This is a genomic window from Stenotrophomonas sp. GD04145 (assembly GCF_029835135.1).
GTDB lineage: Bacteria > Pseudomonadota > Gammaproteobacteria > Xanthomonadales > Xanthomonadaceae > Stenotrophomonas > Stenotrophomonas maltophilia_P.
On record NZ_JAODZG010000002.1, the window covers coordinates 111,044 to 132,481 of the forward strand.

The following is a 21,438-nucleotide window of genomic DNA, read 5'->3' on the forward strand; positions in this document are numbered from 1 at the left end:
CAGGCCGGCCGCATCGATCAGCCCGCGTTGGCCGGTGCCGGTGCCGTCATGATGTCCGGCATCGGCAGGCGGCGCGGCTTGCTGGGGAAGGCATGCCGCAGGATGCGCCACACCACCTGGCCGAACTGCCGTGGCAGCGAACCGTTGTTGTAGTGCTGACCGTAGCGAAGGCAGATCTCCTTCACTTCCTTGGCGATGGCCGCATAGCGGTTGGCCGGCAGATCCGGATAGAAGTGGTGCTCGATCTGGTGGCTGAGGTTGCCCGACAGCACGTTGATCAGGAAACCACCGCTGATGTTCGACGAGCCACGCAGCTGGCGCAGGTACCAGTGGCCACGCGATTCGTTGCGCAGGCACTCCTTGGGGAACGTCTCCGATTCAGCGGTGAAGTGGCCGCAGAAGATGATCACGTAGGTCCAGATGTTGCGAAGGCCGTTGGCGACCAGGTTGCCCAGCATCACGGTCAGGAAGAACGGGCCGGCCAGCAGCGGGAACAGCACGTAATCCTTCAGCACCTGGCGCAGCATCTTGCGCGCCACCGGACGGGTCTGCAGCCACATCGCGCGGCTGCTGATGCGGCCCTTCAGCCAGCGCCCCAGGCGCAGGTCCTGGGCGGCCACGCCCCACTGGAACAGCAGCGCGAAGATCGGTGCGATGATCGGCTGCAGCAGATAGAACGGTTTCCAGCGCTGTTCCGGGAAGATGCGCAGCAGGCCGTAGCCGATGTCATCGTCCATGCCACGCACGTTGGTATAGGTGTGGTGGCGGAAATTGTGGGTCTTGCGCCAGTTGTCGGCGGTGGCAACGATGTCCCACTCGTAGGTGTTGCCGTTCAACTTCGGGTCGCCGGTCCAGTCGAACTGGCCGTGCATCACGTTGTGGCCCAGCTCCATGTTCTCCAGGATCTTCGACAGCGCCAGCATGAGCGTGCCAGCGATGGCGGCCGGCCACAGCAGCGGTGCCCACAGCAGCGGCGAGAACGCCGCCAGGAACAGCAGGCTGCGGCCGCCGACGCCGAACCAGCGCACGGCCGCGGCGACGCGCCGGATATAGCGCGTATCGGACGCGCCGAGACTGCCGATCACACGATCGCGGATCGCGTCGAGTTCCTGGCCGAAGGCGTTCATTTCGGCAGGACTCAGGGCACGGTCGGTAGCGCGGGTCATGGCAACGGTTCCTCAGAGATCCAGGGTCAGGTCGGTGGTCGGCGCACTCACGCAGATCCGTACGGGCTGTGCCGCTTCGGAATGCGTATCGCCGGTGCGCAGATGGCGGGTACCGCCACTGACGCGTTCACAGCTGCAGCTGTTGCAGATGCCCATGCGGCAGCCGTGCCGGGGCTTGATGCCCTGCGCTTCCAGGCTCTCCAGCAGGGAGCGGCCGCGCGGCACGCGCAGCTGGCGCCCACTGCGTGCCAGGGTCAGCGACACTTCGCCTTCGCCGTCGGCATCCAGCAGCGGCGCGGGCGGCGTGAAGGCTTCCGCCTGGAAACCGGCAACCTGATGCGCAAGGCGGCGGCGCGCGGCGGCAACGAAGCCGTCCGGGCCACAGGCCAGTACATGGCGCTGTGCCAGCGGCGTGTCATCGCCGGGAATCTGCAGGGCGTGGGTATCGATGCGCGCGGCCGGCACCTCGCCCTCGCGGGTGGTCAGCAGGTGCACGCGCAGGCCCGGCGTCGCTGCCGCCAGCGTATGCAGTTCGTCACGGAACTGGATGGCGGCCGCTGTGCGTTCCCAGTAGAACAGGTCCACCGGCGCGCCCAGCGGTCGCTGGCAGGCCTCGCGCAGCAGGCTGCGCATCGGCGTGATGCCGCTGCCCGCCGCCAGCAGCAGCACCGGCGCGGCGGCCGGCATATGGAAGTCACCGAAGGCGGCATCGATACGGAACAGGTCTCCCGGCCGCGCCTGGTTCACCAGGTGCTGGCTGACCCGCCCCCCTTCCACGGCCTTGACGGTAATGGCCAGTTCGCGGCCACTCAGCGGGGTCGGGCTGTAGCTGCGCTGCCATACCCGCCCCTCAAGCTCGACGCCGAGGGTGACGTGCTGGCCGGCGCGCATGCCGGCCCAGTGCCGGTTGCAGCGCAGGACCAGGGTGGCCGCGCCCTCGCCCGCTGGTTCGCGTCGGACCAGGCGTGCCAAGGGCTCGCGCAGCGTCCACAACGGATTGATCTGGCCGGCCCAGAAATCGAACAGCGTGGGCGACAGCCAGCGGTGCAGGGAAAACGGGGACGGACGGACGACAGCGCTCATGGCAGCCACTATACGGGCGCACATACACCTGTGTATACACGTGTATATTGAACCGGATTGGGTATGATTCAGCCTTGCCCCACCGGAACCCTCATGGCCGCTGCCACCGTCCTGTCGATACCCGAAGATGCGCAGAGCCCGGCCCGCCGTACGGTGAGCCGCGAGGATCTGCTGGCCGCGGCCCTGAAGCTGATCGGCCCGCACCGCAGCCTGTCCACCCTCAGCCTGCGCGAGGTCGCGCGTGAGGCAGGCATCGCGCCGAACAGCTTCTACCGGCAGTTCCGCGACATGGACGAACTGGCCGTGGCCCTCATCGATGTGGCCGGCCGCTCGCTGCGCACGATCATCGGCGAGGCGCGGCAGCGCGCGACCTCCTCCGCCACCAGCGTGGTGCGGGTCTCGGTGGAAACCTTCATGGAGCAGCTGCGCGCAGACGACAAGCTGCTGCACGTCCTGCTGCGCGAAGGCGCGGTCGGCTCGGATGACTTCAAGCACGCCGTCGAGCGCGAGCTGCATTACTTCGAGGAAGAGCTGCAGCACGACCTGGTGCGCCTGGCGGCCCTCGACGGCGCGGTGCTGCATGCACCGGAACTGGTGGCCAAGGCGATCACCCGCCTGGTATTCGCGATGGGTGCCACCGCCATGGACCTGCCGCCGGAGAAGGATCCGGAGCTGGTCGAACAGATCTCCACGATGATCCGCATGATCATCGTCGGCGCCCGCACCCCGGCCGCCTTCCGCCGCGGCTGATCGCCAGGCTCCAGACCGTTGCCGCTTTGCGCCGGAATGCTGCAATGCAGCAATGCAGGGCGCTACTGCGTCGCCGATCTGTGACTTGCATCACGATTTAGATCGGTGAAATGGGGTTCGCCTCGCTTCGACAGGGGCTTCATGCCGTTTTCACTTCAGCAGGACTATCCAGCATGCGCGAGCTCCGCAGCTGAATAGGCCCTCCAAAGCTGGATGGACGCCGCCGCAGTCTTCTGGACGAGTTGCATGGCTCTGCAGGCCGTCGCCCCGCAGAGTGTTGCCTACGGCCTGTGGGGACGGGCCCCATCCAATGCATTGGAGAGACGCCATGTACACGATGAAGTCCGCTTCACGCGCCCTGCCCGCGCAGGTCGCTCCGCTTGCGTTGGCCCTGGCGGCCTGCGTCGGCGTGCCGCAGACAGGTCATGCCCAGTCAGTTTCTGTCCCGGCCGGCACCACGCTGACGGTGGATCCGGGAAGCCCCTATGAGGGCCGAGATTTCTCCGTCCGCGGAACATTGAACCTCAATGGCGTCAGTGTGGGTCGCGTGGATGCCCGCGAGGGGGGCGTCGTCAATGCGACGGACACGACCATTACCCGCAATGTGTCGGGAGCGGGAGGATCGATGACCAACTCGCAGGGCCGCTTCCTCAGGTCGGAGATCGTCAATACGGATGCCAACGGCTTCGGCTTTTCAACCGGCGCGCTGGTTACCGCCAACCCCCCTCAGCCTCTCAGCTTCGTCCAGTTCATCGACAGCAAGGTGTCGGGTGCCGCCATTGGTGCTCAGGCCAGTGGGGGCGGCACCATCGTTGCCGAGCGCTCGACCTTCTCCGGAGCCATCGGCATGCGCACCCTGGCCGGCTCGATCGAGCTGCGTGATGGCTCCGCCGCCATCGGCAGCGACATCGGCCTGCTACTGGGAAATTCCAGAGTGAACCAACCCCCCTATGCGGACCCTGCGGACTGGCATGTACTGGTGGATGGATCACGCGTGGAGGGCACCACCGGTCCCGCCGTCAAGGTGAGAATGGAGCTTGGCCGTGCTCCCGATCTGGCGCGCCTCACCGTCCAGAACGGCGCAACGCTCATCGGTGGCAACGGCAATCTGGTTGACGTCGATCCCGACATGGCACTGGACTTCACGGCTCGCACGTCCACCCTCAACGGCAACTTCGTCATCGCCGACACCGCCAGCACGACCCTGCGCTTCCTCGATGGGCTGGTGCTGACCGGACAGATCACCGGCCCGGCCGAGGTGATCGTCGACCAGGGCGGACGCTGGACGCTGTCCGGCGACAGCAGCACCGGCAACCTCACCCTCGGCGCGGACAGCCACATCCTGCTCGGCGCGGAGGGTCAGGCGGCGTATCCGCAGTTGACCGTCAATGGCGATTACACCGGCAACGGCGGCACCCTGCATTTCAACACCGTGCTGGCCGGCGACGCCGCCGCCAGTTCGCGCCTGCATGTGACCGGCGCCACCAGCGGCGCCACCAACGTCATTGTCAACAACGTCGCGGGCGCCGGCGCGCAGACGGTCGACGGCATCCTGCTGGTCCAGGTCGATGGCGCCAGCAACGGCAGCTTCGCGCTGCAGGGCCGCGCCATCGGCGGCATGTACGAGTACTTCCTGCACAAAGGCTCGGCCACGACGGCCAACGGCAACTGGTACCTGACCTCGGCCTACACGGGCAATCCATGCGATATCAATCCTTCCCTGCCGGAGTGCGATCCGGAGGATCCGGTGATTCCTCCTCCCGACCCCGATCCTGACCCCGATCCCGAACCCGTGCTGCGCCCGGAGCCGGGTGCCTATCTGGCCAACCAGATCGCGGCCGAGCAGATGTTCCAGGTACGCCGCCATGATCGCGGCGAACCGGGCTTCGATCGTGCGCGCATCGGAACCTGGGTCCGCGCGGGTCGCGACCAGCTGCGGGCCAGCATTGCCGGCCAGGTCGATGCCCGCACGCATCTCAACGTCCTGCAGCTGGGCAGCGATCTGTGGCGCTGGAGCGACGGGCGCGGCCAGGTGGGCGTGATGCTCGGCACCGGCGACGCCACCACCCGCGCAGTCTCCATGCTGTCCGGCTATGGCACCCGCGGCAGGATCAAGGGCAAATCGGCAGGCGTGTACCTGGGCTGGGTGCAGGATGCACAGAGCAGCGGCGGCCTGTACGTGGACGGCTGGGTGCAGGCTGCCCGCTTCGACAATGATGTGCAGGGCGAGGGCATTGCAGCGGAAACCTACGATGCGGACGTCCGCAGCGCGTCGCTGGAGCTCGGCTACGCCTGGGCGATCCGCACCCGCGAGGCCAGCACTCTGTACCTGCAGCCGCAGGCACAGGTGACCTGGACCGACTACGACAGTGACAGCGTAGTTGAGGACAACGGAACACGGGTCGAGGATGGCCGCAGCATCGGGCTGAACAGTCGGCTGGGTGTGCGTCTGTTTGGACAGAGCACCCTGCGCGGCAATCGCGTGCAACCCTTCCTGGCGGTCAACTGGCTGCGGGGCCAGCGAGATCCCTCGATGCGCTTCAATGAAGAGCTGTTGAGCGCGAAGACGCCCGACAGCCGCTACGAAATGCAGGCGGGCCCGCAGCTGCAGCTGGGGCAACGCTGGAGTGCCTGGGGCGACCTGCGCGTGCAGCGCGGCGACAGCGGCTATCGCAACCACGGTGCACAGGTCGGCCTGCGCGCCGCCTGGTGACACCCGGCGTCCCGCCCGGAACCCGCGCCTGAACACCCCTGCCGGATATGACATCCGGCAGGGGTGACGTCGTCCATTGTAATGTTATAACACTGTCGTTCCTGATGAGGCCCCCTGCGCCGTCCAGATGAAAGCAGCGCCGCGCCTGATATAGCCCTTGCTATATCTATGAGCATTTGCTTTTATGTGCGCCAGCCAGGTCGCCCTCGCCGCTCTCTTCCCCAAGGACGACGCCCCCATGCCTCACGCCGTGCCGCTGTGCCACCTTCCGCTGGCCACCGCCATCTTCTTTGCCCTGTCGACCCCGGTACTAGCCGGCACGCCCTCGCCCACGCAGCTGGACCGGGTGCAGGTCAAGGTCAGTACCGCCACGCGCAGCGAGCGCCTGCTTGCCGATGTGCCGATCCGTACCGAAGTGCTGCGCAGGGAGGACATCGCGCTGCGTGCGGCCACCGATTTCTCCCGTGCGGTCGAACTGATCAATGGCCTGCGCGTGGAAAGCAACTGCCAGAACTGCAACACCAGCGAAGTGCAGCTGCTGGGCCTTCCGGGCGCCTACAACCAGCTGCTGTTCGACGGCATCCCGCTGCTGTCCACGCTGGGCAGCGTGTACGGCCTGGAGCAGATTCCCGCCGGCTTCGTCGATCGCATCGAAGTGGTCAAGGGCGGTGGCTCGGCGCTGTATGGCCCCGGCGCGGTGGCCGGCGTGATCAACCTGGTTCCGCCCCTGCCCTCGCGCAGTGGTGGCCATGTGCAGGCCGGCGTGGATGTGCTGCGTGGCACGCCGCAGAAGAATGCAGATGTCCGCCTGGATCTGGTCGCCGCGCAAATCGATGCCGGGCTGTCGGTGATCGCCCAGCGCAACTGGAACAGTGGCATCGACTACAACGGTGATGACTACACCGAGATCACGCGCAAGGATCTCAAGGTCGGTGGACTGCAGGCCTGGTATGCGCCCACACCGGGAACACGGCTGCGCGTGGACGTGCAGGTCACCGATGAAAGCCGGCGCGGCGGCAACCGCCTCGACCAGCCGGAGTATCTGGCCAACATCGCAGAATCGCTCGACACCACGTACCGGCGTGGCAGCGTGTCCTGGGACCAGGAAGTAAGCCCGGACATCGACTTCCGCCTGGCCTATGCGTTCGCCGACATCGATCGCGACAGCTTCTATGGCGGTCTCGGCGATGTGGTCACCGACCCGTCGGCAGCCGGATACGATCCCTCCGAGCTGGACCCCACCGTGGCCGGCAGCGCCGCCTCGCGCTCCTGGCGGGAATACGGACGCACGCACAATCCGCTGCATTACCTCGACAGCCAGTTGAACTGGCGGCTGGGCGCGCATGCCCTGGCGTTCGGCGTGCAGTACAAGCACGAGCGCCTGCGCGACGACAACCGGACCGGTGGCGGCCAGCGCCTGGCCGTGCTGGAGGACGCCAGCTTCCACAACCTGGGCGCCTTCGTGCAGGACGAATGGAGCCTGCGCGAGGACATCGACCTGGTGATCGGCGCGCGCGTGGACCAGAGTTCCGAACTGGACAACGCGGTGTTCTCACCGCGAGTCGCCTTGGCCTGGCAGGCCACGGAGAACGTGAAGTGGCGGGCCGGCATCGCCAGCGGATTCCGCGCACCGGAAATCTTCGTCGAGGATGTACATGTGGACACGCTCGGCGGCGAGCAGGTGCGCGTGCGCAATGCCGACGGCCTGAAGGAGGAACGTGCGCTGACCACCCTGCTCGGCTTCGATTGGCGTTCGGATCCGGCCGAGCCGGTGTGGACGTGGGACGCCACCGCCTCCTACGCGCGCATCCGTGACACCTTCGCGCTGGGCGAGATCCAGCGCGGCGCCGATGGCCGGCTCGGCCAGCTGCGTTACAACGCCTCGGGCTCGGACGTACTGGGCATGGAAACCAATCTGGGCTGGCAGCCCTCGCCGCAATGGCGTCTTACCGCGGGCGCATCGTGGTACCGCTCGCGCTTCCGCGAACCCCAGCGCATCTTCGATGACACCGGCGAGGGCGGCGACACCGTGATCGACAGCCGCGACTACCTCAAGACCCCTCGCTGGACCGGGCTGGCCCAGCTCGGCTGGTTGCCTTCAGAACCGTGGGAGACCTTCATCGCGCTGCGCCACACCGGTTCAATGCCGGTGCTGAACAACCGGCTGGGTGAGCTGCACCGCACCCGTGCCTTCTGGGTGACCGACCTGGGTGCCCGCTGGCATCGCCACCTGGGGGTGGGCGCCGAACAGGAGGTGTCCGTGGCAGCCGGAGTCAAGAACGTGTTCGACCAGCGGCAGAAGGATCTTGAAGCCGGCGCGCTGCGCGACAGCGACTACGTCTACGGGCCCCGCTTCGCGCGCTCGTGGTATGTCAGCCTGCGCTATGCGTTCTGAAGCACTGCGCGTTCTGCTGTGCGCCGGCAGCGCGCTGCTGGCCGCGCCGGTCGCGGCAGAGAATCTGCACGCGCAGGTCTCGGCGTCGCTGATGCGACCGGAGGCGCGATCGCTGCGCCCGATGCAGTGGTCGCCGCCGCCGCGATTGATCGCGCTTTACTTCGGTGCGGACTGGTGCGCGCCCTGCCATGCCTTCGTGCCGACCCTGCGCAGCGTGCGTGACGCACTGCGCGAGGCCGGTGCGGACACCGAGGTGGTGTACGTCAGCCAGGATGAGAGCGAGGCCGCGCTGCGCCGCTACATGCGCCGCCAGGACATGCCGTGGCCGGTGCTGGACCCGCGCAGGGCCGCGCGCATGCCGGTGCTGCAGGCCCTGGCCGGCCCCGCGCCGCCCAATCTGGTGCTGATCGACGCGGAAGGTCGCGTGCTGGCGAAGGGGTGGCATGGGCGGCGCTATGAGGGTCTGCAGCCTGTGCTGAAGCTGTGGCAGGCAGGGGCATGCGCACAGGAGCAGGCGCGCTGCCCGCCGCTTGAGTGATCTGCGGCTCCTTCCACGGCCGCCGGGCATGGCCCGGCGCTACCCCTCCTTCCGAGCGCATGCAGCCGCCGGGCATGGCCCGGCGCTACCGCCACCCTTCAGATCGCGGGCACCGGCCCTACCCGCCCTCGGCCTTGCGCACGAATGCTTCGAACAGCGCCAGCGTCTGCTCGCTGACATGATGCTCGATGCCTTCGGCATCGCGCCGGGCGGTATCGGCATCCACGCCCAACGCCAACAGGAAGCGCTCCACCGTCTGGTGCCGCTGGCGACTGGCATGGGCCAGCGCCTCGCCCTCGGCGGTCAGGAAGACACCACGATAGGGCCGCTGCACGACCCAGCCGTCGCGGGCCAGCCGCCGCAGCATCTTCGCCACCGTCGGCTGCGCCACCCCCAGGCGGGTGGCGATGTCGACCTGGCGGGCCTCGCCGCCATCGGCCAGCAGGTCCGAGATCAGCTCGACATAGTCCTCCACCAGTTCCATCCGGTGCGCCTCGCGCACCTGCCGGAAGCTCTCGACCTGGCGCTCGGCCTCGATCAAGGGGGGATTCTTTGGCGATGTCGAATCGTCGCTCTTGCCCACGCGTGCGCCTGTCCTGCCGAAGTCGTCCGGGAATGAAGCTGAATTCTGGACCAGTGACGCGATAAAGACGATTGTTTCACATTGCTATTGGATATAGCAGTGGCTATATTAAGCACATGAACACCCTGGCGCCCGATGACCCTTCGGCCCCTGCCCCGGCCAGCCTGGGTGCACTCAATGCCTCGGTGGCGGTACCCGACAAGGGCCACTGGTGGTTCCGCCTGCTGGCGTTCCTCGGCCCGGGCTACATGATCTCGGTCGGCTACATGGACCCTGGCAACTGGGCCACCGACCTGGCCGGCGGCTCACGCTTCGGCTACCTCCTGCTGTCGGTCATCCTCGTGTCCAATCTGATGGCGGTGATCCTGCAGGCGCTCTCGGCGCGGCTGGGTATCGCCACCGGGCTGGACCTGGCCCAGGCCTGTCGCGCGCGCTACCCGAAGCCGGTCAACCTGGCCCTGTGGGCGCTGTGCGAGGCAGCCATCATCGCCTGCGACCTGGCCGAGGTGATCGGCACCGCCATCGCACTGAAGCTGCTGTTCGACCTGCCGCTGCTGTGGGGTGCAGTGATCACCGCGCTGGACACGCTGCTGGTGCTGCTGCTGATGAACCGCGGCTTCCGTGCGCTGGAGGCCTTCGTCATCGCGCTGCTGATGGTGATCTTCGCCTGCTTCGTGGTCCAGATCGCGATGGCCGCGCCGCCTGTCATGGCGGTCCTTGGCGGCTTCATTCCACGCGCACAGGTGGTCACCGATCCGCACGCCCTGTACATCGCGATCGGCATCATCGGCGCCACGGTCATGCCGCACAACCTGTACCTCCACTCGTCCATCGTGCAGACCCGAGCGTACCCGCGTACCGACGAGGGTCGCCGCAGCGCGCTGCGCTGGGCGGTGACCGACAGCACGCTGGCCCTGACGCTGGCGCTGTTCATCAACGCCAGCATCCTGATCCTGGCCGCCGCCGTGTTCCATGCCAACGGCCGCTTCGACGTGGAAGACATCGAGCAGGCCCATCAGCTGCTGGCACCGATGCTGGGCGTGGGTGCCGCGGCGACGCTGTTCGCGGTGGCACTGCTGGCGTCGGGCCTGAATTCCACGGTGACCGCGACGCTGGCCGGGCAGATCGTGATGGAGGGCTTCCTGCGCCTTCGCCTGCCGCCCTGGCTGCGGCGGCTGCTGACCCGGGCGCTGGCGATCATTCCGGTGGTGGTGGTGATCGTGCTGTTCGGCGACCAAGGTGCGGTGAAGCTGCTGGTGCTGAGTCAGGTGGTGCTGTCGATGCAGCTGCCGTTCGCGATCATTCCCCTGGTGCGGATCGTGACCGACAAGGTGACCATGGGCGCACTGGTGGCGCCGCGGTGGCTGGGTACGATCGCCTGGTTGATCGCGCTGGTGATCGTGGCACTGAATGTGAAGCTGCTGGTCGATACCTTCGCCGCCGCCTGACGGCCGAGGGCCGCCACCGGGCCATGCTCGACGCACGCGTGCAGCGCTGTCGAGCCTGGCCCCGCTCTACAGATGCAGGGCGATGGCGGCCTCGATCTGCTGTGGCGACTGGAATCCGGCCAGGCGGATGCGTTCGTTGCCGTCACGGAACAGCGCAAGCGTTGGTGTCTGGCGCAGCCCCAGCTCCCTGAAGAAGGTTTCACCCAGCACTTCCAGCTGCACCCGCAGCAGGGTCATGCCCTGCCCCGCGCCGCTGCTGGCGACACGCTGCAGGGACATCTCCAGCATCCGGCAGCCCGGGCACTGGTCCTTGTGGAAATCCACCAGGACCCGGGGATGTTCGGCCAGCAGCTGCTGGAGCTGCTCAGGCGTGGTGGCGTCGATGATCTGCATCGGTGGTACTCCGGTAATGGGCCAGGACTGCGTCGGTCCAGGCGTCGATGGCGGCGGCGTGGCGTTCGCCGTGCGGCATCTGTTCAATCTCCAGCGGCGGGTAGCTGCTGTGGAAGTAGCGGATCAGGCGGTGCACGGCGCCGCAGTAGTACTCCTGGCCCCACTGTGTCTCGCCGGTGCCGAACACCGCCACCTGTCGCGGCCACTGACCCTGCCCAGCAATGCCGGCCACCCACGCCTTCATCTCCGCCGGTGTGCGCCCGGCGTTGTCGGTCCAGCTGCCCAGCAGCACGAGGTCGGCTTCATCGGCCGCCAGCGGAGCCGGCTGGCGCAGGTCGTCGGCCTCCTGCCAATGCACCGCGTGACCCGCCGCGCGACACCGCTCGGCGATCTGCCTCCCCAGCTCCCGGGTATTGCCACTGAGCGAGGCGACCACGATCAGGATGCCCAGCCCCGGCCCCCGCTCAGAGATCGTCGAAGCCGTTGTCGACGTTGGTCTTCTTGTAACTTGCATTGCGCATCTCGAAGAAGTCGGTCTTGGTTTCGGTGAAGTTGTCGGCGTAGGCCTTGATCCACGGCATCACATTGTCGGTCGTATCGCTGTACAGCCGCTCGATGCCCAGCATGCCGGCCATCTTGTTGGCGCGGTACTTCACGTAGCGCACCATCTCGTCCACATCGATGCCGTCGATGCCATCCAGCACTTCCGACGACCATTGCGTCTCCAGGGTGATGGCATGCTCGAAGGCGCTGTGTACGTAAGCCGTCAGCTCGTTGGTCTGCAGTTCCGGATTCTCGCCGACGATGGCGCGGATCACCTCGCTGATGAACTTGGTATGGGCCAGCTCGTCGCGGTTGATGAAACTGATGATCTTGCCGGTGCCGGTCATGCGGTTCTGCCGCACCAGGTTGTAGAAGTAGGCGAAGCCGGAATAGAAGTTGATGCCCTCCAGGATCGACGACTGGATCAGCGACTTCAGCAGCGTCTCCGCAGTCTTGTCGCGCATGAAGTCGTCGTACGCCTGCATGATCGGCGCGTTGCGGCTGATGATGGTCGGATGCGTGCGGGCCAGTTCGAACACCCGGTTCTGGTTGGGCAGATCGGTGATCGACGCCAGCACATAGCTGTAGCTTTCGTTATGTATCACTTCCTGCTGGCCGATGATCGCCGCATTGGCATGCGCGGCCGGATCGGTGATGTACTCGGCGACGTTGTAGATGAACCGGGTCTGCGGCGAATCGAGCGTGGCCAGCAGGCCGATGATCGAGTCGTAGGCGTTCTTCTCGCGTCCGGACAGTTCACCGTACTGGCGTGCGTCCAGCTTCATGTCCACTTCGTCGGGGATCCAGAAGTTGGTCGACAGTTCCTTGTACGCCCGATAGAACGAGGGGTACGGAATGTCGTTCCAGTTCAGTATGCCGCTGGTGCGGCCGTTGATGATGCCGGTGCTGCGGTTGGGATGGCGTGGTTCAAGGATCTTGATGCGGTCAAGCGGCGTTGCCATGATCGTTCCTGCAGAGGTAGCGCCGGGCCATGCCCGGCGGAATGTAGAGCGGCCGCGCGGTGCGCTCGCCGGGCATGGCCGGCGCTACCGCGGCTGGGGCGCAGCGATCAGCTTGAACACCACTCGCATTCGCTGATGTCGATGTCGTTGGAGCGCACGTAGTAGGTGGTCTTCAGTCCCGCGCGCCATGCGCTCAGGTGCAGCTCCAGCAACGTGCTCGCACGGATGGTGCTGGGCACATACAGGTTGAAGCTGATCGACTGGTCCACATGGCGCTGGCGCCGGGCGTTCTGCCGGACGCTGGCGAACTGGTCCACCTTGTAGGCGCCCTTCTCGTAGTACGGCCAGGTCTCCAGCGACAGCCCCGGGGCCGCGACCGGCCGTCGGAAGTCCTTCTTCTCCTCGTAGTAGAACGCGCTGTAGATGGGATCGATCGAGGCAGTGGAACCGGCGATCTGGGCGGTGCTCATGTTCGGCGCGACCGCCAGCAGCCAGCCATTGCGCAGGCCATGGCGGGCCACCTCACGCGCCAGGCCCTGCCAGGCCGCATCACGGTAATCGCGGTCGCTGAAGTAGCGGCCGGTGTGCCAGTCGCTGCCGGCGAACATCGGATAGTGGCCCTTCTCTTTCGCCAGTTCGGCACTGGCCTGGATGGTCAGGAAGTTGATGCGTTCGTACAGGCGGTCGGCCAGCGCCTCGGCCTCCGGCGATTCCCACGGGATCGCCTGCTGCGCCAGCAGGTGATGCCAGCCGAACGTGCCCAGACCAATGGCCCGGTACTTGCGGTTGGTGATCGTGGCCTGCGGCACCGGCAAGGCATTGAGATCGATCACGTTGTCCAGCATGCGCACCTGGATCGGGATCAACCGTTCCAGCACGTCCTTCGCCAGCAGATCGTCCGGCGCGGTGACCGCCCGTCCGAGATTGATCGAGGACAGGTTGCACACCACGAAATCGCCGGCGCGGCGGGTGGTGACGATCTGGTCGCCGCTGACGATCTCCTGGATCATCCGCGTCGGGCTCATGTTCTGCAGGATCTCCGTGCACAGGTTGCTGGAATAGACCATGCCCGCATGCTTGTTCGGGTTCCTGCGATTGACTTCATCGCGGTAGAACAGGAATGGATTGCCGGTCTCCAGCTGGCTGAGCATGATGCGCTTGAACAGATCGATCGCGCGCACGGTGCGCCGGCTGATGCGCTCGTCGGCCACCAGCTCCGCGTAGCGGTCGCGGAAGCTGCCCGCACCGCGCGTCTCATCGTAGAAGTCCTGCAGGTACCAGCCCTTGGCCTGCTTCACTTCATGCGGGTCGAACAGGTACCAGTCGGCCCGACGCTCGACCGCCTCCATGAACAGATCGGGCACGCAGACCGACGTGAACACATCATGCGCGCGCAGGCGCTGGTCGCCGTTGTTCAGGCGCAGATCGAGGAAGGCCTCGATGTCGCGGTGCCAGATGTCCAGGTATACCGCCACCGCGCCTTTGCGCTGGCCGAGCTGGTCGACCGATACCGCGGTGTTGTTGAGCTGCTTGATCCAGGGCACTACGCCGCCGGACGAGTTGGGCACACCACGGATCGGTGCACCGCTGCTGCGCACGTAGCCCAGGTAGGCGCCGACACCCCCGCCGTGCTTGGACACGCGGGCAATGTCCGTATTGGAGTCATAGATGCCCTGCAGGCTGTCGTCCACTGTATCGATGAAGCAGCTGGACAGCTGTCCACCGACCTTGCCGGCGTTGGCCAGCGTCGGCGTGGCCACCGTCATGTACAGGTTCGACAGCGCCCAGTAGGCCTCGCCGACCAGCTGCATCCGCCGCTCACGCGGCTTCTCCTCCTGCATGAGGTACAGGGCGATGGTCAGCCAGCGCTCCTGCGGCAACTCGTACACCTCGCGGCTGCGGTCGCTGGCCAGGTAGCGCGTCGCCAGCAAATAGAGGCCGTTGTAGGCGAACAGGCGGTCGCGGTCGGGATCGATCATCTCTCCGGCCTGCTGCAGTTCCTCCTTCGAGTAGCAGCGCAGGATGTCATTGCTGTAGACGCCACGGTCGGCCAGGCTCTCCTGCAGGCCTACGTACGAGCCGTACTTCAGGCTGACATCGTAGAAGCGGTTGCGGCTGGCGCGCTTGTACAGGCGGCGCAGGTAGATGCGGGCGGCGAACCGCTCCCAGTCCGGCGCGACCAGGTCCACACGGGATTCCGCCTCGCGGATCAGCAGGTCCACCAGGTCGTCGGCACTGATGCTGGGCTTGCGCTCAACCATCGCCTGTACCACGCGGCGGTAGTCGGCTACGTCCAGCTGCGGGAACTCGGCATGGATGGCGTCGATGCTGCGCTGCAGGCGCCCGGCGTCGAACGGCAGGCGTCGGTTGCCGGCCTCCTTGGTGATCCAGGTCGGCACGCGCTCGCCACCGGCGCGCAGGGCGTCGCCGGCGCCGGCCGGATCGGCCGCGCGGTAGGTGTATTCAGTCATGGTCCTGCGTCTCCAGGCTCGCACGCACGATTGCGCCGATGCCATGGCGGCCCTGCACGCGATACCGGCGCACGGGGCGATCGGGTGAGATGCCAAAGCGCGGAAACACCAGGTCGTCGGCAAGTGCCTGCGCCTGCGGCCGGTATCCGGGCCGTGGGGGCGACCTGAGTCCGCACGAGGGCGGCCGCGTCGACACGGCAAGCCTTCAGGGGCGGGCCGCGGGACGTGTCTTGCATCGTCCGGCGGCGGCGGCTGACCGGGAGTGACGGCCCCAACATAATGGGGATAATGGATATCGTCAACACAAGATGCAGTAAATAGCGCCCTCCGCGACGAACCGTCGCAGGATGCCGTGTTGCGTCTGCGCCGGTTGTCGACGCCGCACGCATCCCCACTTCGATACAACCTCCACTTTCCGCGGAACATCCCTCATGCGCGCTGCCCAGTACTCCTCCTTCGGCGACCCGTCCGACGTCCTTGCCGTCGCCGAGGCCGCCCTGCCTGAACCTGGTCCTGGCGAGGTGCGCATCCGTACCGTGCTCGCCTCCATCCACAACCACGATCTGCTGACCGTGCGCGGCCTGTATGGCTACACGCCGACGCTGCCGGCGATCGGTGGCAGCGAAGCACTGGGCGTGGTCGACGCGGTTGGCGACGGCGTCGACGGCCTTCGGGTCGGTCAGCGTGTCGCTGCCGCCTCGGTGCACGGCACCTGGGCCGAAGCATTCATCGCGCCGGCACGGATGGTGATTCCGATGCCGGAATCGATCCCCGACGAGACCGCTGCGCAGCTGATTGCCATGCCGCTCAGCGCCTTGATGCTGCTGGAATTCCTGCATGTCGAGCCGGGCCAGTGGATCGTGCAGAACACCGCCAATGGCGCGGTCGGCAAGTCGCTGGCGATGCTGGCGCGGGCGCGGGGTGTCCATGTGGCCAACCTGGTGCGCAACGCCGATGCGGTCGCGCAGCTGCAGGCGCTCGGCATCGATCATGTATTCGATACCTCGGTGGACGGCTGGAAGGACCGCGTGCGTGAAGCGACCGGTGAAGCGCAGGCGGCGGCCGGCGTGGACTCCATCGGTGGCGACGCCAGCGGTGACCTGGTCGACCTGCTCGGCCACCACGGCACGCTGGTGTCGTTCGGCGTGATGAGCGGCGAGCCCATGCGCATCCCCGCCGGTGGCCTGATCTACAAGGAGGCCACCGTGAAGGGCTTCTGGGGCAGCAAGGTCAGCCAGGCGATGGCAGTGGACGACAAGCGACGGCTGGTGGGCGAACTGCTGCAGCGTGCGGCGGGGGGTGAACTGACGCTGCCGGTGGAACAGGTGTTCGCACTCGACGATATCGCCGCGGCGGTCAAGGCCGGCGCAGGTTCCGGCCGCAACGGCAAGGTGCTCCTGCGGCCTTGAGGGTCGGACAACGGGGTCAGATCCCTTTCCGTTGGAAAGGGATCTGACCCCTGAGAGGAATGCGCAGCACCTGTCGATAACAGGGCCAGTCACTCGTTAAGAACCTGTGATGTATAACTGAATGCGCTTTCGTCATTGGAAGGCGCAGCTGCGCGCATGCGGTACTGACGGCTCCTCCTCTGTCCGGCGTTGTCGCTTCCATGTACCGCACCACCCTGAACCTGCTTGCCGGCGCCATCGCGCTGGGACTCACCGCCGGCGCTGCCGGCGCTGCTGAAACTGCCGCTACCGGCAAGGACAGCACCACGCTCGGCACCGTGCTGGTGACCGGATCCAACATCAAGCGCAGCGACACCGCCGGCCCCAACCCGGTGCAGATCGTCAGCCGTGAACAGATCGAACAGACCGGTCGCAGCACGTTGACCGATGTGCTGCGCAACCTGTCGGCCAATGCCGGCAACAGCTTCGACGAGCAGTACACCGGCAGCTTCGCGGCGGGCTCGGCGTCGATCGGCCTGCGCGGGCTGTCGCCGAAGAACACCCTGGTGCTGGTCAACGGCTATCGCGTGGCCAACTTCGGTTTCGCCCTCAATACCCAGGACACCTTCGTCGATCTCAATGCGCTGCCGATCAGCGCGGTCGAGCGCATTGAAGTGCTGAAGGACGGCGCCTCGGCGGTGTATGGCTCCGATGCCATCGCCGGTGTCATCAACATCATCCTGCGCAGGAACTTCCAGGGCGTAGAGGTGGGCGGCGGCTTCGGTACGGCCACCCAGGGCGGCCTCGACGAACGCAAGGCCAATCTGCTGGCCGGTTTCGGTGACCTCGAACAGCAGGGCTGGAACGTGCTGTTCGGGCTGGACCTGCTCAAGCGCGATCGGCTCGACGCCGACCAGCGCGCCTATACCCGCAGCGGCGATTTCCGCGACAAGCCCGGTGGTCGCCTGGCCGGCTGGTCCACTGCCGGTGGCAACTGGCTGTCGAACCCGCGGGCGCCGCAGCCATTCGCGCCGTGCCCCGAGGGCAGCCAGTTGCGGCCCTACAGCGACTTCGGCAGCAGCCTGCCCGGCCAGGCCTGCGCGTTCAACGCGCAGCCGTTCAAGACCCTGCAGCCCGGTGCCGAACGCCTGCAGGCATCGCTGAGCGCCACCTACCGCTTCAGCGACAACGTCGAAGCCTTCGCCGACGTGCTCTACAGCCACAACAAGGCCGACCAGATCTTCAGCGCGCCACTGACCGTCGGCCCGGGCCTGCGCGCCTACAACCCCGCCACCGGCACCCTGCTCGACATTCCGGCAGTGCTGCCGGTCGGGCATCCGAACAACCCGGGCAGCGCTCCCCTGCCCTTCGAGTACACGTTCTTCGGTCTCGGCCCGCGCCTGAAGGACAACACGCAGGTGTTCTACCGTGCGTTGGCCGGCGTGCGTGGTCAGGGCGAGCGCTGGGACTGGGAACTCGCCGCGCTGACCTCGCAGAGCGAGCAGCGCGAGTACGTGGACAACTTCATCAACCGCTACGCGTTCGAGCAGATCCTGCGCGATGGCAGCTACAACTTCCTCGACCCGGCCAGCACGCCGGCCGCGCTTGACGCGCTGCGCCTGCAGACCAAGCGCCCGGGCTGGTACCAGCTGCACTCTCTGAACCTCAAGGCATCGACGTCGCTGTGGGAGCTGCCGGCCGGCGCGGTCGGCTTCGCCTGGGGCGCGGAGTTCCGCAAGGAATCGCTGGATGCACGGACCAGTGCGCAGGTGCTGTCCGGAACGGAGCTGCGGCCGGCGATCAACGTGGTCAATGGCGAGCGGCAGGTCAGCGCCGCCTACGCCGAGTTCAGCGTACCGTTGCATCGCACATTGGAACTGCAGGTCGCCGGACGCGGCGACCGCTACGACGACTTCGGCAAGGCGTTCTCGCCGAAGTTCGCGCTGCGCTGGCAGCCGCTGGACAGCCTGCTGCTGCGCGGTTCGTTCTCGCGCGGTTTCCGCGCTCCCTCGCTGCCGGAAATCGCACCCGGGCAGACGGTCAGCTACGGATCGGTGATCGACCCGCTCGACCCGTTGCAGCCCGGTGGCAGCCGCGGTGTCACCAACATCCGCACCGGCAATCCCGACCTGAAGGCCGAGCGCTCGCGCAATCTCAACGTTGGCGCGGTGTGGTCGCCGGACGCTGACAGCAGCATCGGCCTGGACTGGTACCGCATCGAGCAGGACAACCTGGTCAAGCCCGACAGCGCACAGTTCATCGTCGACAATCCCGCCCTGTTCCCGGGCCGGGTCCAGCGCGATGCGCAGGGCCGCATCCAGTTCATCACCAACCAGTATGCCAACCAGGGGGAGCTGACCACGTCCGGTCTCGACCTGGAGGCCAGCCGCACCTTCCGCACCGACGGCTGGGGCAACCTCACCCTCGCCGGCAGCTGGACCCATCTGCTCAGCTTCAAGCAGCCCCTGGTAGCCGGTCAGGCGCCCTATGACGGCGCGGGCAACAACCGCCACGGCGCGCTGCCGCGCACCCGTGGCACCACGTCACTGAACTGGGCGGTGGGCGACTGGAACAGCACGCTGAGCCTGCAATATGTCAGCGGCTACGACCAGCGGGTAGCGACGGCCACCAGCAACCCGGGCCTGCGTGATCGCGTCAAGCCCTATCACCAGCTGGACCTGTACGTGGCGTACGAGGGCCTGGCCAACACCACGCTTTCGCTGTCCGTGTTGAACCTGACCGACCGGGACCCGCCGTTCGACCCCGCGGGCGGCTCCAACGGCTTCGACATCAGCCAGTACAACCTGCGCGGCCAGTTCGTCACGGTGGGGGCACGCTACCGGTTCTGATGCGGAAACTGCACATGTAGCGCCGAGCCCATGCCCGGCTGCTCTACCGGCTTGATGGAGCCGAGCGTGGGCTCGGCTCCACGGAGTGTGCGGACCAACGGTCCGCATCCATCGCAGCGGTCGTGCATCACCGGCTCAGGTGCAGGAACTGCAGGTGCCGCTCGTACTGGCTGATGATGTCGTTGATGATCTGCTTGCGGCTGTATCCGACCAGGTCGTAATCCTGGCTGCCTTCGAACAGATGCACTTCGGCGCGGTAGTAGCGCTGGTTGCGCAGCTGCTGGGCGGCGAACGACGGCGTCAGGTAGCCGCGGAGGATCACCCGATACAGGAAGTCCTGCTGCTCGCCATGGTTGACCGAAAGTTCCATGTCGCCGGCTTCGATGCGGGTATGTACGTCCCAGCCCTGTTCGCGCAGCTGCTCGGCCACGGCTTCCATCGCCGGTTTCACCGTGTCATCCATGAAGCGGTAGACCTGGTCGCGCACCGGGAAGTGCATGGCCTGCGCAAGCCGCTGGCGCCAGCCCTGGTGGTGGCGATCGTCGCCGATCAGCGGCGATGGCCGGTACTGCAGCGCGCGCTTGCGGTGCGATTCGTCACTGAAGGCTCGGGTGAGGCCCCACATCATCAGCAGCAGCACCGCCGAGAATGGCAGTGACGCCAGCACCACCGCCGACTTCAACGCATCGATGCTGCCCGCCAGCAGCAGGCCTGCGGTGAGCACGGCGATCACCGTGCCCCAGAACACGCGCAGCCAGCGCGGGCCATCGTCTTCCGGAGCGCCGCCGTGCGACGACAGCGTGGACAGCACCACCGCGCCCGAATCGGCCGATGTCACGAAAAAGATGAAGCTGACCAGCACGGTCACCGCGATCACCGTGCGGCTCCACGGATAACCATCAAGCAATGCGTACAGCACGGTCGGTGGGTCATCCACGGCCAGCTGTGCCAGCTGCTGCTGGCCATGGTGCAGCACCTGGTCCAGCGCGCTGTTGCCGAAGATCGACAGCCAGGCCAGGGTGAAGCCGAGCGGAATCAGCAGCACGCCGAACACGAATTCGCGGATGGTACGTCCGCGCGAGATGCGGGCGATGAACAGGCCGACGAACGGCGCCCAGCCGATCCACCAGGCCCAGTAGAACACCGTCCAGCCGCCCAACCATGCCGGCCGTCCGCCATAGGCGTACACGTCAAAGCTCTTGCCGACCACGCTGCCCAGATAGTCGCCCAGATTCTGCATCAACGTGCCGAACAGGTACTGGGTGGGCCCGGCGAACAGCATGAACAGCACCAGCGCGATCGCCAGCAGCATGTTGATGTTGGCCATCCAGCGGACCCCCTTCTCCACGCCGGACACTGCCACGGCCACCGCCGCCCCCATCATGCTGGCGACCAGGGCGATCTGCACGAAGTTCGAGTGCGGGATGTCGAACAGGTGCGACAGTCCGGCGTTGAGGTGCAGGACACCGAAGCCCATGTCGGCGCCGATGCCGAACACGGTGGCGACGATGCCCAGCGCATCCACGGTGTAGCCGATCGGGCCGTTGATGCGCTTGCCGATCAGCGGATACAGCGCCGAGCGCAGCGCCAACGGCAGGTTGTGGCGATAGGCGAAGTAGGCCATGGCCATCGCCGCCAGCGCAAACACGCCCCAGCCATGCAGGCCCCAGTGCAGGAACAGCAGCTGCATGGCCTGGCGCGCGCCGGCCTCGCCGGCGGCGGGATCGCCCTGCGGCGGCTGCAGGTAATGGGTCAGCGGCTCGGAGACACAGAAGAAGAACAGGGTGATGCTGATGCCCGCGGCGAACAGCATGCCCGCCCAGGAGAGATAGCTGAACTCGGGCTCGTCATGGTCGGCACCGAGCTTGATGCCACCGTACTTGGACAGCGCCACGCCGACCACGAACAGCAGATAGAGGGTCATCGCCAGCAGGTAATACCAGCCGACGTTGAGCGCAGCCCAGTCCTGTGCGCTGAGCAGCAGGCGACCGGCACCGATCGGATAGAGGCTGACGAACAGCGCGAACGCCACGACGACGATCGCCGCGAAGGCGAACACAGGCCGCAGGGTGCGCACCGGGGATTGTTGCGGCTCCAGGGCTTCCATGGGGCGGCGTTCTCCGGTCGATCAAAGAGTGAGCCGGCGGATTCTGGCT

15 protein-coding genes are annotated in these 21,438 nt (G+C 66.6%); 7 read left to right on the forward strand and 8 right to left on the reverse strand.

Annotation, left to right across the window (positions count from 1 at the left end):
- Window positions 1-17 precede the first annotated feature (17 nt).
- Together N7367_RS01635 and N7367_RS01640 are read right to left on the reverse strand one after the other, a co-directional pair.
- Complete coding sequence (locus N7367_RS01635) at window positions 18-1,166, reverse strand: acyl-CoA desaturase (RefSeq protein WP_053517809.1); 1,149 nt, start codon at window positions 1,164-1,166, stop codon at window positions 18-20.
- A gap of 12 nt (window positions 1,167-1,178) precedes the next feature.
- Window positions 1,179-2,249, reverse strand: a complete 1,071-nt coding sequence (locus N7367_RS01640; protein ID WP_180875297.1) for a ferredoxin reductase — start codon at window positions 2,247-2,249, stop codon at window positions 1,179-1,181.
- Window positions 2,250-2,342: 93 nt separating this feature from the next.
- Between N7367_RS01640 and fabR the strand changes: the two genes are divergently transcribed.
- From fabR to N7367_RS01660, 4 genes are all read left to right on the forward strand, one after another.
- Complete coding sequence (fabR, locus tag N7367_RS01645; protein ID WP_053517811.1) at window positions 2,343-2,999, forward strand: HTH-type transcriptional repressor FabR; 657 nt, start codon at window positions 2,343-2,345, stop codon at window positions 2,997-2,999.
- A 328-nt stretch (window positions 3,000-3,327) separates the two neighbouring features.
- A complete protein-coding gene (locus tag N7367_RS01650) occupies window positions 3,328-5,712 on the forward strand; it encodes an autotransporter outer membrane beta-barrel domain-containing protein (RefSeq protein ID WP_279941590.1) in 2,385 nt (794 codons plus the stop codon).
- A gap of 238 nt (window positions 5,713-5,950) precedes the next feature.
- Window positions 5,951-8,107 carry a TonB-dependent receptor gene (locus N7367_RS01655; protein WP_279941591.1) on the forward strand — a complete coding sequence of 719 codons (2,157 nt, stop codon included), beginning with the start codon at window positions 5,951-5,953 and terminating at the stop codon, window positions 8,105-8,107.
- The gene (locus tag N7367_RS01660) at window positions 8,097-8,645 is read left to right on the forward strand and encodes a thioredoxin-like domain-containing protein (protein ID WP_164152555.1); all 549 of its coding nucleotides are present in this window, start codon (window positions 8,097-8,099) and stop codon (window positions 8,643-8,645) included. The genes N7367_RS01655 and N7367_RS01660 overlap by 11 nt, the downstream gene beginning before the upstream one ends.
- A 118-nt stretch (window positions 8,646-8,763) precedes the next feature.
- Here N7367_RS01660 and mntR read toward each other — a convergent pair whose 3' ends face one another.
- Window positions 8,764-9,228: a manganese-binding transcriptional regulator MntR gene (gene mntR, locus N7367_RS01665; RefSeq protein WP_053517818.1), complete on the reverse strand. Its 465-nt coding sequence runs from the start codon at window positions 9,226-9,228 to the stop codon at window positions 8,764-8,766.
- A gap of 116 nt (window positions 9,229-9,344) precedes the next feature.
- On the opposite strand from mntR, the gene N7367_RS01670 reads away from it, so the two are divergent.
- Window positions 9,345-10,676 carry an Nramp family divalent metal transporter gene (locus N7367_RS01670; RefSeq protein ID WP_053517819.1) on the forward strand — a complete coding sequence of 444 codons (1,332 nt, stop codon included), beginning with the start codon at window positions 9,345-9,347 and terminating at the stop codon, window positions 10,674-10,676.
- A gap of 66 nt (window positions 10,677-10,742) precedes the next feature.
- Here the strand turns inward: N7367_RS01670 and N7367_RS01675 are convergent, their stop codons facing one another.
- The 4 genes from N7367_RS01675 to N7367_RS01690 form a co-directional block, all read right to left on the reverse strand.
- Window positions 10,743-11,069 carry a thioredoxin family protein gene (locus tag N7367_RS01675; RefSeq protein WP_053517820.1) on the reverse strand — a complete coding sequence of 109 codons (327 nt, stop codon included), beginning with the start codon at window positions 11,067-11,069 and terminating at the stop codon, window positions 10,743-10,745.
- A complete protein-coding gene (locus N7367_RS01680; RefSeq protein ID WP_253118617.1) occupies window positions 11,041-11,520 on the reverse strand; it encodes a flavodoxin in 480 nt (159 codons plus the stop codon). Before N7367_RS01680 ends, N7367_RS01675 begins: the two co-directional genes overlap by 29 nt.
- Window positions 11,521-11,533: 13 nt before the next feature.
- Window positions 11,534-12,577, reverse strand: coding sequence for a ribonucleotide-diphosphate reductase subunit beta (locus tag N7367_RS01685; RefSeq protein ID WP_231107806.1), 1,044 nt, complete (start codon window positions 12,575-12,577; stop codon window positions 11,534-11,536).
- A 104-nt stretch (window positions 12,578-12,681) separates the two neighbouring features.
- On the reverse strand, window positions 12,682-15,045 hold the full coding sequence (locus tag N7367_RS01690; RefSeq protein ID WP_193395897.1) for a ribonucleoside-diphosphate reductase subunit alpha: 2,364 nt from the start codon (window positions 15,043-15,045) through the stop codon (window positions 12,682-12,684).
- 431 nt (window positions 15,046-15,476) lie between these two features.
- On the opposite strand from N7367_RS01690, the gene N7367_RS01695 reads away from it, so the two are divergent.
- Both N7367_RS01695 and N7367_RS01700 read left to right on the forward strand, forming a co-directional pair.
- Entirely contained in the window at window positions 15,477-16,454 is a 978-nt protein-coding gene (locus tag N7367_RS01695) for a zinc-binding dehydrogenase (RefSeq protein ID WP_279941592.1), read from the forward strand.
- Window positions 16,455-16,654: 200 nt separating this feature from the next.
- Window positions 16,655-19,282, forward strand: a complete 2,628-nt coding sequence (locus N7367_RS01700) for a TonB-dependent receptor (protein ID WP_279941593.1) — start codon at window positions 16,655-16,657, stop codon at window positions 19,280-19,282.
- A gap of 127 nt (window positions 19,283-19,409) precedes the next feature.
- Here N7367_RS01700 and betT read toward each other — a convergent pair whose 3' ends face one another.
- Entirely contained in the window at window positions 19,410-21,389 is a 1,980-nt protein-coding gene (betT, locus tag N7367_RS01705; protein WP_279941594.1) for a choline BCCT transporter BetT, read from the reverse strand.
- Window positions 21,390-21,438: the final 49 nt, after the last annotated feature.